Here is a 12,994-nt window from a genome sequence, read left to right on the forward strand (position 1 = left end):
CGGACACCCCCGTCGCCCACGGCACCGGCGACGTCGTCGAGCTGGCCGCCAAGGCGCCGGACCTGGACGAGCTGTCCGCCCGGCAGTCGGTGTGCCGCGCGTGCGACCGGCTGGTGGAGTGGCGGGAGAAGGTCGCCGTCCAGCGGCGCAGGGCGTTCGCGGACGAGGAGTACTGGGGCCGTCCCATCGCCGGATGGGGCGAGCCGGAGCCGCGGGTCCTGATCGTGGGACTCGCGCCCGCCGCGCACGGCGGCAACCGCACCGGCCGGATCTTCACCGGCGACCGCTCGGGCGACTGGCTGTTCGCCTCGCTGCACCGGGTGGGCCTCGCCGCGCTGCCGACCAGCGTGCACGCCGGCGACGGGCAGCGGCTGATCGGCGCCCGGATGGCGGCGACGGTCCGGTGCGCGCCGCCCGACAACAGGCCGACGCCGCTGGAGCGCACCACCTGCCTGCCGTGGCTGGCCCGCGAGATCGAGATGGTCGAGCCGAGCGTCCGCTGCATCGTGTGCCTCGGCGGTTTCGCCTGGCAGGGCGTGTGGCCGGCGCTGAAGCAGGCGGGCTACGGGATACCCCGGCCCCGGCCGAAGTTCGGCCACGGCGCCGAGGCCGAGCTGGTGCCGCCGCCCTCGGCGGCCCACCGCGACCCGGTCCTGCTGCTGGGCTGCTACCACCCGAGCCAGCAGAACACCTTCACCGGCCGCGTCACCGAGGACATGCTCGACGACGCCTTCATCCGCGCCCGCGACTACGGCCGTGCTTAACGCGGTCCGGGCCCACTGCCCTCGCCGGGGGCTCGCTCCGTGACCTGGCCTGTGCGGGCCGAGGTCACGCGAGCACACGCCTCCGGGTCAGCCGCCCGTCGGGTTCGCCGTCAGGGGGGTGAGCGAGATGTCGCCGTGCTGGCAGACCGGGCCGTACCACCAGGGCGCCTCCAGCTGCCGGGTCTCGTCCGGCGGGACGACCTTCAGGGCGTTCGCGGCCGGCTGGCACGGGACGCTTTCGTCCGCGGCGAGTTCGGACGTCCAGTACAGCCGCTCGTAGGCGTGCCCTCCGCTGGGGAGGGTGACCGTCCGCGGCGTGCCGTGGCGCATGACGTTCGTGGAGACCAGCCCCGCCGCGTTGACCAGCTGGAGGTCGGACCAGCCGCGGACCGTGCAGGACGTCCCCGAGATGTTGGTGAGGACCAGCGTCACGTAGCGGTTGGTCTCCACGAAGGACCTGTTGGTCAGGCTCGCGCTCAGCATGTCGCTGGTGCAGTGCGACCCTCCGGCGCCGGCTCCGCCGGTCCCGGGTGCCTCGCCGACGGGCGTCTTACCGCCCGGGCCGGGGCCCTTCCCGTCGTCGGGGGGTCCGGTGGTGGGCGCGCCGACGGCCGACGGCGCGCCGGAGGGCGCTCCCGTCCCCGGAGAGCCGGGCTCCGTGCCCGATCCGGGAACTCCGGTGGTCGTCGAGCCGGTCGGTGTCGCCGGACCACCGGCCTCGGCCGCGGCGGGACCGGCGTTCTCGGCGGGACCGCATCCCGCGAGCGCGGCGGTGACGGCCGCGGCGGCCAGCGCCCCCCAAATGATCTTCGGCAGCGGAGTCCTCATTCTCACCCTTCCCCGTGGAGACCAGCGGACGGCGGGGCAGGGCCTGGCCGAGCGGCCCGGAGGCGGGCCGGTTCCCCCGCCGGCCGCGCCGTTCCGGGCCGCTTGACGCCCCCGTCCGGCCCTGTCCCACCGTCTTTCTGGTGACACATCCGGTGAGATGCCGGACCCGGCGCTGAAGTTCGTGGATCGGGGGAAATGGTGAGCGGGCCGCTTATCCGGGTATCGCTCCGGACATGCCTTCCCAACGCTCCACGGATTCGGCGAAGCACATCGTGATCATCGGCGGCGGGTACGTCGGCATGTACACCGCGCTGCGGCTGCAGCGGAAGCTGCGCGCCGAGATGCGCCGCGGCGACGTGGTGGTCACCGTGGTCGACCCGCAGTCCTATATGACCTACCAGCCGTTCCTCCCCGAGGCCGCGGCCGGGAACCTGGAGCCGCGCCATGTCGTGGTGTCGCTCCGGAAGGTCCTCCGGCGCTGCCGCATCATGAACGGCTACGTCACGGGGATCGACCACGCCGCCCGGCGGATCACGGTCCAGCCCGCGGGCACCAGGACCGCCGGGGTCCCGGAGCGGGAGATCGGCTACGACATGCTCGTGGTCGCCCTCGGCTCCATCTCGCGGACGCTGCCGATCCCCGGCCTCGCCGAATGCGGCATCGGGTTCAAGACCATCGAAGAGTCGATCTTCCTGCGCAACCACGTCCTGCACCAGCTCGACATCGCCGCGTCCAACCCGGACGACGAGGAGGCCAGGAGGCGGGCGCTGACGTTCGTGTTCGTCGGCGCCGGGTTCGCGGGCGTCGAGGCCATGGCCGAACTGGAGGACATGGCGCGGGACGCCTGCAGGTGGTACCCGTCGATCGACCCCGGGGAACTGCGCTGGCTGATGGTCGAGGCGACCGCCCGGATCCTGCCGGAGGTGGGCCCGGAGATGGGCCGCTGGACCGCCGAGGCGCTGCGCCACCGCGGCATCGAGGTGAAGATGGAGACGCTCCTGAAGTCCGCCGAGAAGCGGCACGTCGTGCTCAGCGACGGCGAGGAGTTCGACGCCGGCACGCTGGTGTGGACGGCCGGGGTGAAGCCGCACCCAGTCCTCAAGCGGAGCGACCTGCCGCTGGACGAGAAGGGACGGGTCCGGACGACCGCCGAGCTGACCGTCGAGGGGCTGGAGCACGTGTACGCGGCCGGGGACAACGCGGCCGTTCCCGACCTGACCGACGCCGGCGACTTCACGGCCCCGAACGCCCAGCACGCGGTCAGGCAGGCCAGGCGTCTTGGTGACAACATCGTGGCGGATGTGCGCGGGAAGCCGCGAAAGCCGTACGCGCACCGCTACGTCGGCTCGGTGGCGAGCCTCGGCCTGCACAAAGGCGTGGCGAACGTCTACGGGATCAAGCTCCGCGGGCTCCCCGCCTGGTTCATGCACCGCACCTACCATCTGTCGCGTATGCCGACCGTCAACCGCAAGTTCCGGATCACCGTCGACTGGACGCTCGCCTCCTTCTTCCGGCGCGAGATCGTCTCGCTCGGCGAGCTGGAGGCACCCCGCTTCGAGTTCGAGCTCGCGGCCGGCCGGCGGCAGGACGTGTGAACCGCGTGACCGGAGAACCGTGACCGCGTGACCGGGCGGCATCGCCCGCGAAGGAGGCGCCCTGACCATGCCCGACGGAGACGCCACCTGGAACGGCACGCGGGCCGAGCCGTCCGCGCCGGCCCCGGAGGCCGCCGGCGCGGCGGGCGTCGCCGCCCGGCTGGTCCCGCTGCTCACCAAGATCATGCTGGGGGAGCAGCGGGAGACCGCGGACGAGCTGCCGATCCGGGTCCGGGCCTGGGACGGCAGCGTCATCGGCCCGGCCGCCGCCCCCGCGTACGTGATCACGCATCGGCGGGCACTGCGGCGGCTGCTGTGGAAGCCCGGCGAGCTGGGGTTCGTCCGGGCGTACGTGGCCGGTGAGCTGGACATCGAGGGGGACGTCTTCGCCGCGCTCGACGCCGTCCAGCGGGTGCTGGGCGGCGGCGACGGGCCGATCCGGCTGAGCGGCGACGACAAGCGCGACATCGTGCGCACCGCCGTCACCCTCGGCGCCGTCGGCCCCGAGCCGAAGGCGCCGCCCGAGGAGCGCGGAAACGGGGACGGCGCCCCGCTGAGGGAGCCCGCCGCGTTCTTCGCCCGGCTCTTCGGCGAAGGGCTGGCGCACGGCACCGGGCGCTGGGCCGGGGCCGCCGACCTTGACACGGCCCAGTCAAGCGCCCATGAGGCCCTCGCCGCGGGGCTCGGGCTGTTCCCCGGCGCCCGGGTCCTCGACCTGAACTGCGGCTGGGGCGCGTTCGCCCTGCACGCCGCCCTCCGGCACGGCGCCCGGGTCGTCGGCCTGGCCCGCACCCCCGGGCAGGCCGGGCACGTCCGGGCCGCGGCCGCCGCGGCCGGGGCCGACGTCCAGGCCCGCGGCTGGGATCTGGCCATGGCGGGCGACGGCCCCTACGACGCGATCGTCGGGCTGGCGGACGCGGCGTCCGTCGGCCGTCCGGCGTCCCGGCTGGCCGGTCTGCTCGCGCCCGGCGGGCGGCTCGTCCTGCAGGAGTCGACCGGCGGTCCCGCCCCGCCCGGCAGGCGGCGCACGGTCACCGCCGGATACCTGGTCCCGGACGCCGCCGAGCCCCGGCGGCTCGGTGCGCTCGCCGACGAACTCGACGACGCGGGCCTTGAGGTGCGGGCCGTGACGACCCTGCGCGAAGACCACGCGCGCACGCTCCGGGCCTGGGCCACGGGCCTACAGCACCACTGGACCGAATGCGCGGAGCTGGCCGGACCCGGCCGGGCACGGGTGTGGCTGCTCTACCTGGCCACGTCCGCACTGGCCTGCGAGAACGGCCGGATGGGCCGGTATGAGATCCAGGTGAAACGCCGGATTTCGGGCGGTCTGGGTGGTGCACTCCGGTCAGCGGGACCCACCGTGACGGGCCCCTGACTCGATATGATGACGCCGCCCCTGTAGCCCAATGGCAGAGGCGGGCTCCCTAAAAGAGCCATCGTGTCGGTTCGAGTCCGACCAGGGGCACTGACGTCACCTCGACGCTCGGCAGGTTCCGGCTGATCACCCAGGGTCGTTCGCGCATAGAATGGGCGGCCAGGTCGGCCGAAGTGGAGGGCTCTATGGAGAGCAGGAACCCGGCGTTCCGGGGCAACGCCTTCAACCAGCGGGCCGGAGGTGCGGCATACGGCGCGCCCGGTTACGGCGCGCCGGCGTACGGCGCACCCGGTCAGGGTGCACCCGGATACGGTGCCCCCGGATACGGCGCCCCGCCGTACGCGGGCCAGGGGCCGGGCTACGCGCCGCCCGCCCCGACCAGGCCCATGACCATGGACGACGTCGTCGTCCGCGGCTTCATGACGCTGTTCACGCTGGTGCTGACGGCGGCCGTGGCGTGGGTGCTCGTCCCGCCGAGCCTCGCCGTCCCGGTCCTCGTCGTGGCGCTCATCGCCCAGATCGGGATCTGGGCGTTCATCACGTTCGGCCGCAAGGCCAACGCGCCGATGGTGCTGGCGTTCGCCGCGGTGTACGGCGTGCTCGTCGGCATCATCAGCCACATGTACAACGACCTGTACCACGGCGTGGTGTTCCAGGCCGTGATCGGCACCGCCCTGGCGTTCGCCGCGACGCTCGCCGTCTACGCGCTGCGCATCGTGCGGGTCACCCCCAAGTTCGCCAAGTTCACCATCGCGGCCGGCGGGGCGCTGATCGCCCTCATGCTCGTCAACATGGTGATGTACATGTTCGGCAGCGACGACGGGCTCGGCATCCGCGACCCCGGCAACCCGCTCGCCTACGTGTTCAGCGTCGTCGCGATCCTCGTCGGCTGCTTCTTCCTCCTGCTGGACTTCGACTCCATCGAGGACGGCGTCCGCAGCGGCGCCCCGGAGAAGTTCGCCTGGTACTGCGCGTTCGGGCTCGTGCTGAGCCTGGTCTGGATCTACCTGGAGATGCTCCGCCTCCTCAGCTACCTCTACGCGGGCAGAGACTGAAGGCCGCTCAGGGGCGAAGGCCGCTCAGGGACGCGGTCCGGGACCCGCGCCCGGACATTGATCGGCCCCACGCCGACGGCGTGGGGCCGATCTGTGCGGGATCTCTGCGCCGGGGTCGTGGCGCGGCACGGCGGCACGACTGCGGGGGTGTCCGTCGGCGGGATCCCGCCACGTCCGGGTGAGGCGTGGTCCGTATCAAGTTCTTCCGACGGGCCGTCCTCGGCCCCGGCGGATCGGCCGGTCGGCGGGACGCCCGGTCGGGCGGGCTCGTCCGCGGCGCCGCGCCGGCTGCCCGGCGGCGGGCGGGACGAGGGTGCTCAGTGGTCGAGGGTGCTCAGTAGTGCCGTGCGCGGCGGGTGCGCTCGTGTTCGCGCACCAGCGCCGCGGCGTAGCCGTGGGACAGGTTGTGCTCGTCGGCCAGCCAGTGGCTGCGTTCCTCGCAGCGGGTGAACGACGGGCCGTTCTCGATGGCGGTGAACCACTCGGGGATGTCACGTCCTGTGACTTGCGGAATGCGGGCGATCAGCTTGCTGTGCGTCTCCGGCGAGTGGTTCAGTGACAATTGGCACCTCCAGGTCGCGGGGCTCTTCCTGCTGACTCTGCAACAGGAAACCGTATGTGACAACCCCCTAACGCCGACCTATCCACGACGTAACGTAGATCCTCGTTAACGGGGACGATCTCCGGAAACGCGCAGGTGGCCCGCACGAAGGCCGCCCGCCGCCGGGGCCGGCGGGCGGTCCGTGCGGGCCACCGAAAGAGGACCGTCAGGAAAGGCGCTCCAGAACCATCGCCATGCCCTGGCCGCCGCCCACGCACATCGTCTCCAGCCCGAACTGCTTGTCGTGGAACTTCAGGCTGTTGACGAGCGTGGAGGTGATGCGGGCGCCGGTCATCCCGAACGGGTGACCGACGGCGATCGCGCCGCCGTTGACGTTCAGCTTGTCGAGGTCGATGCCGAGGTCCTCGGCGGACGGCAGCACCTGCGCGGCGAACGCCTCGTTGATCTCCACGAGGTCGATGTCGTCGATGGTCATGCCGGCCAGCGCCAGCGCGCGCCGCGACGCCTCCACCGGGCCGAGGCCCATGATCTCGGCGGACAGGCCGGTGACGCCGGTCGACACGATGCGGGCCAGCGGGGTGATGCCGAGCTCGGCGGCCTTGGTGTCGCTCATGATGACGACCGCGGCGGCGCCGTCGTTCAGCGGGCAGCAGTTGCCGGCGGTGACCGTCCCGTCCGGCCGGAACACCGGCTGGAGCTGCGAGACCTTCTCGTAGGTCGTGCCGGGCCGCGGGCCGTCGTCCTTGGACACGACGGTGCCGTCCGGCAGCGTCACCGGGGTGATGTCCTTCTCCCAGAACCCGTTGGCCAGGGCCTTCTCGGCGAGGTTCTGCGAGCGGACGCCGAACTCGTCCTGCGCCTGCCGGCTGACCCCGCGCATCCCCGCCACGTTCTCGGCGGTCTGGCCCATCGCGATGTAGATGTCGGGCAGGGCGCCGTCCTCGCGGGGGTCGCGCCACACGCCCGCGCCGCCCTCGCCCGCCTTCGCGGTGCGGGCCTGCGCCTCGTCGAACAGGGGGTTCTGCGTGTCGGGAAGGCCGTCGCTGCTGCCCTTGGCGAAGCGGCTCACGGTCTCGACACCCGCCGACACGATGACGTCGGCCTCGCCCGAGCGGATCGCGTGCAGCGCCATCCGGGACGTCTGCAGGGAGGACGAGCAGTAGCGGGTGATGGTGGCCCCGGGCACGTCGTCCCAGCCCATCAGCACGGACACCACCCGGCCCATGTTGTAACCCTGCTCGCCGCCGGGCAGCCCGCACCCGAGCAGCAGGTCGTCGATCTGGCTCGGCTCCAGCTGCGGGACCTGGGCCATCGCGGCGGTGACCATCTGGACCGTGAGGTCGTCGGGCCGCATGTCCTTGAGCGACCCCTTGAAGGCGCGTCCGATCGGCGAGCGCGCGGTTGCGACGATGACTGCCTCGGGCATTGCGGGTCTCCTGTCTCAGCGGCCGTGCGGTGTTACTCACCGGTTACCGGCAAATCTAACCGCCCGCCCGCCTCCGCGTACATGTGCCCCTGCCCAGTCCTGACGGTGGTACCGATGGTCGGTCCGCACACAGACCTGCGGAGTCCCGGTCCGCTGGTGACATCGGCCCCATGCGGGGCGGGCGGCCGGTGCCCGACCCTGGACTCCACGCCGCCGGGCCGGCCGCCGCTAGCGCGGGCGACGGCCGGCCCGGCGGACACGATGGACGACCGGGGCTCGTCACCGGTGACCGGACGGGCCCCGGTCCCCCGGCCCACCGACGTGCCCGCCTGATCGCCGGAAAGGCTCGCCGGGCTCGGGGGTGCAGGGCGCCCCGGGGCAACGGATCTCCGCGGGCCGGCCGGGTCAGGCCGGGCCGGGGGCCGCCGGGGTGGCCGCGGCGTCGCCGGCGGAGGCGGTGCGGCGGCGCAGGAGGGTGGCCCAGCGGCCTCGGGGGCCGCGGGCCGGCGGCGCCGTGCGGCCGCCGTCGGACACCTCGTGCACCTCGGTTCCGGACACCTCGGCGGCCTCGGCGGCGGCCAGGTAGACCGGCAGGATGTCGGCCGGCCGGCCGGCCACCTCGGGTTCCAGGCCCAGCGCGGCCGCCATCGACGGCAGGAGGGCGGCGCACGCGGACGCGTACCCCCGGGCGGACGGGTGGTAGCGGTCCTCGCTGAACATCGAGCGCGGGTCGGCGGAGAACTCCCGGCCGAGCAGATCGCCGAGCGACACCGAACGGGCGCCGCGTTCGACGACGGCGATGGTCTGGGCGGCGGCGAGCTGCCGGCTGGCACGGCGCGCGATGTACCGGAGCGGCTGCATCAGCGGCTTGACGGTGCCGAGGTCGGGGCAGGTGCCGACCACGACCTCGCTGCCCGCGGCGCGGAGCCGCTCGACCGCCTGGCCGAGGTGGCGGACGGACTCGGCGGGCGGCACGCGCCCGGTCACGTCGTTGCCGCCGACCATGATGACGGCCAGGTCGGGCCGGGTCTGCACGGCCCGGTCGACCTGGCCGGACAGCGCGTCCGAGCGGGAGCCGGAGCGGGCCACGTTGGTCAGCCGGACGGGCCGGTCCGCGATCGCCGACAGCCCCGTGGCGAGCAGCGCGGCGGGCGTCTCGTCCGGGCGGTGCACGCCGAGCCCGGCGGCGGTCGAGTCGCCGAGCATGACGAGGGACAGCGGCGCGCCGCCGTGCGTCCCGCCGTAGAGGCCGTCGGCGACCGGGGGTTCGGCGCCCGGGGTCGCGGTGATCAGCCGGCGGGCGAGTTTGGCCTCCGCCACGACGAGCCCGAACGTGAGGCCGCCGAGGGCCGTGATGCCGCCGCCGCCGTACGCCGCGGCCGCCGCGATGCGGCGTGCCGTGAATGCTCTCCACATACGTCGCTGACCCTCCGTGATCAAGTTCCTACCCCCGGCCCCCCGTGTTGATGCCTGCGGCTCCGCTCTCGGCTACCGTCGAAGCGGGTGTCCAACCGGACCCGCGTCCACGGAACCCCGCGCGAACTGCGGGCCGACCAGGGACGCAACGCTCAGATCGGCATACTGACCGACAAGGATGTCGCGGTGCACGTACACGACTCGCTCGTCGAACTGATGGGCAACACCCCCCTCGTTCGGCTGCGCAAGGTGATCGACGGGGGCACGGCCGGCGGCCGGCCGCAGGTGCTCGCCAAGCTGGAGTACTTCAACCCCGGTGGCTCGGTGAAGGACCGCATCGCGGTCCGCATGATCGACGCGGCCGAGCGCTCCGGCGAGCTGCGGCCGAACGGCACGATCGTCGAGCCGACGTCCGGCAACACCGGGGTCGGGCTCGCCATCGTGGCGCAGGAGCGCGGCTACCGCTGCGTCTTCGTCTGCCCGGACAAGGTCGCCAGGGACAAGATCGACGTGCTGCGCGCGTACGGCGCGGAGGTCGTGGTCTGCCCGTCGGCGGTGTCGCCCGAGCACCCCGACTCCTACTACTCGGTGTCGGACCGGCTGGCCGCGGAGATCCCCGGCGGGTGGAAGCCGAACCAGTACACCAACCAGGAGAACCCGCGGTCGCACTACGAGACCACCGGGCCGGAGATCTGGGAGCAGACCGAGGGGCGCGTCACGCACTTCGTGGCGGGCATCGGCACCGGCGGCACCATCAGCGGCACCGGGCGGTACCTCAAGGAGGTCTCCGGCGGCCGGGTGAAGGTCATCGGCGCGGACCCCGAGGGATCGGTGTACTCCGGCGGGACCGGCCGGCCCTACCTGGTCGAGGGCGTCGGCGAGGACATCTGGCCCGAGACCTACGACCGGGACATCTGCGACGAGATCATCGCGGTGTCCGACAAGGACTCGTTCAACATGACCCGGCGGCTGGCCCGCGAGGAGGCGATGCTGGTCGGCGGGTCCTGCGGGATGGCGGTCGTCGCCGCGCTGCGCGTCGCCGCGCGGGCCGAGCCGGACGCGGTGATCGTGGTGCTGCTGCCGGACGGCGGCCGCGGCTACCTCACCAAGATCTTCAACGACGAGTGGATGGCGGACTACGGCTTCCTCATCCCGGCCACCGAGGAGGCCCGGGTGGGCGAGGTGCTCACCCGCAAGGGCCGGACGCTGCCGGAGTTCGTGCACGTCCACCCGCACGAGAGCGTGGAGACCGCGATCACGATCATGCGGGAGTACGAGGTGTCGCAGCTCCCGGTGATGAAGGAGGAGCCGCCGGTCATGGCCGCCGAGGTGGTCGGCTCGGTGCGGGAGCGGGACCTGCTCGACATCGTCGTCGGGGAGCGCGGCAAGCTGGCCGAGCCCGTCGAGCGGCACATGTCCCCGCCGCTGCCGACGCTCGGGTCCGGGGAGCCGGTGAGCGAGGCGGTGGGCGTGCTGCAGAAGTCCGGCGCGGCCGTCGTGCTCGTGGACGGCAAGCCCAAGGGCCTCGTCACCCGCCAGGACCTTCTCGCCTTCCTGACCGCCGCCGGCTGACGCGAAAGGGAAGCGCCGGAGACCGCGGCGGTCTCCGGCGCTTCCCTTCCGCGGGTGCCGGGTTGCGGAGCCGGCCGGTGGGCGGCGTTTCGGGCCGGCTCCGCAACCCGGCGTTCATGGGGGTCCCGGGGTCACCGGGCCCCGGTCGGGGCGAGGTCCTCCCGCGTGTCGGCGGGCTTCGGCTCCTTGGCCGGCTTGTCACCGTGCCCCGGCCACCAGGCCTTGTGACCCAGCAGCGCCGTGACGCCCGGCACCAGGAAGATCGCCATGACGAAGGCCGACAGCGCGATCCCCAGCGCGATGGAGAAGCCCATCTGCTGCAGCATCGACACCTTGGCCAGCAGCATCACCGAGAACGTGCCGGCGAGGATCAGCCCGGCCGCGGCGACCGTCGGGCCGCCGTGCTCGACCGCCAGCGCGGCGGCCTTGCGCGGCTCGTGGCCCTCCTTGGCCTCCTCGCGCAGCCGCGCGGTCATCAGGATGTTGTAGTCGGTCCCGATGGCCAGCACGAACAGATACAGCATGATCGGCAGGTGGAAGACCTCTCCGGGTTCGCCGAGCAGGCCCTGGAAGACGTACACCGCCGAGCCGAGGGTCGCGGCGAAGCCCAGCAGCACCGCCGGGACCAGGTACAGCGGGGCGACCACGGAGCGCAGCAGCGCGAGCAGGATCAGCGCGATGAGCACCCCGGCGACCGGCAGGATCACCGACAGGTCCCGGTTGACGACCTTGTTGATGTCGCTGTAGATCGCGGTCTCGCCGCCGACGAACACCTCGGTGCCCTCCGGCGCGATGTCGTGGACGGCCGGCCCGAGCTCGTTCTTGACGTGGTTGATCGAGTCGTTGTCGACGGGGTTGCCGTTGAGCACCAGGTTGACCTGGCCGATGGTCGGCTCGGCCTCGCTGACCAGGGCGGGCTGGACGCCGCCGACGCCGGGCAGCGACTTGGCCTGCTGCCCCCAGGTGTCCAGCTCGGCCTTGGTCAGCGGCTGCCCGTCGGTGGAGCGGACCATGACCTCGACCGGGGTGTTCTGGCCGGCCGGGAAGCCCTTCTTCATGTCCACGGTGGCCTGGGCGGACTCGGTGTCCTGCGGGAAGCTGGACTGGAAGTCGTAGTCGGACTTGAAGCCGATCGAGCCGGACGCCAGCGCGACCAGCAGGGCGCCGGCGCCGATGGCGACCAGGGCCGGGCGCGCGCCGACCGTCCGGCCGAGCCGCGCCGCGACCGTCCCCTTCGGCTGCTTCTTCCAGGACTTCGACGGCCAGAACACCGCGGGCCCGATCAGCGACAGGATGGCGGGGAACAGCGTCAGCGACGTGATGCCCATCACCACGACGCCGATGGCCAGCGACGGGCCCCAGGCGGCGAAGATGCCGAAGGACGCCAGCATCAGCACCAGGAACGTGACCGCGATCGCGGCCGCCGCCGACGTGATGACCTCGCCGACCCGCTCCACCGCGGAGATGAGCGCGGTCTTGCGGTCCTCGCCCGCGCGCAGCCGCTCCCGGTAGCGGAACAGCAGGAACAGGTAGTAGTCGGCGCCGACGCCGAACATCACGATGGTCAGGATGATCTGCAGGCTGTCGTCACCGGTGAAGTCCAGCAGCTTGGACGCCGCGCCGATCAGCCCCATCGACATCTGCTCGGTCGCGATGATCACGATGATCGGCAGGATCGCCGCCAGCGGCGCCCGGAAGATCAGCAGGATCAGCCCGATGATCAGGGCGAAGGTGGCGACGGTGATGAGCATGAACGACTGGGTGAAGGAGTCCTCGTTGTCGACCCACGTCGCGACCTCACCGCCGACCTTTGCCTCAAGGCCGTCGCCGAGCTGCTTGGGCAGGTCGGTGCGGATGTCCTTGATGGCCTGGCTCTGCTTCTGGGCCTCGTCCCCGGTCGCCATCTCCATCGGCACGGTGATCAGCTGGATGGACTTGTTCGGGGCGATCGCCTCGGGGCTGGTGACGAAGCCCTGGACCGTCGGGTACGTCTTCGCGGACAGCCCCTTGGCGGCCTCGGCCACCTTGGCGTTGTCGGCGGGGGTGAGGTTCCCGCCGTCGGAACGCTGCACCACGATCAGCGCGGACATCTCCGCCTGCTGGGGGAACGCCTTCTCGGCGAGCTCGACGGCCTGGACGGACTCGTACCCGGACGGCAGGAACTCGCCCTGATCCGACTCGGTGGACAGCTTGGGGGAGAAGGCGATGATGACGATCGCGGCCGCGAGCCAGGCCGCGATCGTCCACCACGGGTGTCTCACGACGAAGCGCGCGAGCCGAGCGAACATGGGGCTTCCTTAATCAGGGAGAGGGGTATCGATGTCGATGAGTACCTCTAAAACGGTAGAGATACGGCGGGCCTTTGAGGTCACCCGCAGCGCTGAAATACGGGCTGATA

At 72.4% G+C, this 12,994-nt stretch carries 10 protein-coding genes and 1 tRNA gene; 6 read left to right on the plus strand and 5 right to left on the minus strand.

The genetic code is table 11. The annotated features are described in order from the left end of the window. Nucleotides 1–764, plus strand: a 764-nt coding sequence (locus E1289_RS23410; RefSeq protein WP_131983651.1) for a uracil-DNA glycosylase, incomplete at its 5' end; no start/stop codon positions are given. Between the two features lie 87 nt (nucleotides 765–851). Here E1289_RS23410 and E1289_RS40185 read toward each other — a convergent pair. Beyond that, a complete protein-coding gene (locus tag E1289_RS40185) occupies nucleotides 852–1,592 on the minus strand; it encodes a DUF4232 domain-containing protein (protein WP_165970586.1) in 741 nt (246 codons plus the stop codon). 233 nt (nucleotides 1,593–1,825) lie between these two features. Here E1289_RS40185 and E1289_RS23425 point away from each other — a divergent pair, with 233 nt between their 5' ends. The 4 genes from E1289_RS23425 (at nucleotide 1,826) to E1289_RS23440 (ending at nucleotide 5,620) form a co-directional block, all read left to right on the plus strand. Then, nucleotides 1,826–3,187: an NAD(P)/FAD-dependent oxidoreductase gene (locus E1289_RS23425; RefSeq protein WP_131983658.1), complete on the plus strand. Its 1,362-nt coding sequence runs from the start codon at nucleotides 1,826–1,828 to the stop codon at nucleotides 3,185–3,187. Between the two features lie 67 nt (nucleotides 3,188–3,254). Beyond that, nucleotides 3,255–4,565: a class I SAM-dependent methyltransferase gene (locus E1289_RS23430; RefSeq protein ID WP_131983660.1), complete on the plus strand. Its 1,311-nt coding sequence runs from the start codon at nucleotides 3,255–3,257 to the stop codon at nucleotides 4,563–4,565. Between the two features lie 17 nt (nucleotides 4,566–4,582). After that, nucleotides 4,583–4,655: transfer RNA gene (locus E1289_RS23435), tRNA-Leu, on the plus strand. A gap of 95 nt (nucleotides 4,656–4,750) precedes the next feature. Next, a complete protein-coding gene (locus E1289_RS23440) occupies nucleotides 4,751–5,620 on the plus strand; it encodes a Bax inhibitor-1/YccA family protein (RefSeq protein ID WP_131983662.1) in 870 nt (289 codons plus the stop codon). Nucleotides 5,621–5,954: 334 nt separating this feature from the next. Here the strand turns inward: E1289_RS23440 and E1289_RS23445 are convergent, their stop codons facing one another. The 3 genes from E1289_RS23445 to E1289_RS23455 form a co-directional block, all read right to left on the minus strand. Then, nucleotides 5,955–6,182 (minus strand): DUF4287 domain-containing protein, encoded by a 228-nt coding sequence (locus tag E1289_RS23445; RefSeq protein ID WP_131983664.1) that lies wholly within the window; start codon nucleotides 6,180–6,182, stop codon nucleotides 5,955–5,957. A 205-nt stretch (nucleotides 6,183–6,387) separates the two neighbouring features. Beyond that, a complete protein-coding gene (locus tag E1289_RS23450) occupies nucleotides 6,388–7,608 on the minus strand; it encodes an acetyl-CoA C-acetyltransferase (protein ID WP_131983666.1) in 1,221 nt (406 codons plus the stop codon). 405 nt (nucleotides 7,609–8,013) lie between these two features. Continuing rightward, complete coding sequence (locus tag E1289_RS23455) at nucleotides 8,014–9,024, minus strand: SGNH/GDSL hydrolase family protein (protein ID WP_131983668.1); 1,011 nt, start codon at nucleotides 9,022–9,024, stop codon at nucleotides 8,014–8,016. A gap of 186 nt (nucleotides 9,025–9,210) precedes the next feature. Between E1289_RS23455 and E1289_RS23460 the strand changes: the two genes are divergently transcribed. After that, on the plus strand, nucleotides 9,211–10,596 hold the full coding sequence (locus E1289_RS23460) for a cystathionine beta-synthase (RefSeq protein WP_131983692.1): 1,386 nt from the start codon (nucleotides 9,211–9,213) through the stop codon (nucleotides 10,594–10,596). A 131-nt stretch (nucleotides 10,597–10,727) separates the two neighbouring features. On the opposite strand, the gene E1289_RS23465 is transcribed toward E1289_RS23460, so the two are convergent. Beyond that, nucleotides 10,728–12,884: an MMPL family transporter gene (locus E1289_RS23465; RefSeq protein WP_131983670.1), complete on the minus strand. Its 2,157-nt coding sequence runs from the start codon at nucleotides 12,882–12,884 to the stop codon at nucleotides 10,728–10,730. Between the last annotated feature and the right edge of the window lie 110 nt (nucleotides 12,885–12,994).

The organism is Actinomadura sp. 6K520, from assembly GCF_004349245.1.
In the GTDB taxonomy this organism is placed as follows: Bacteria; Actinomycetota; Actinomycetes; order Streptosporangiales; family Streptosporangiaceae; genus Spirillospora.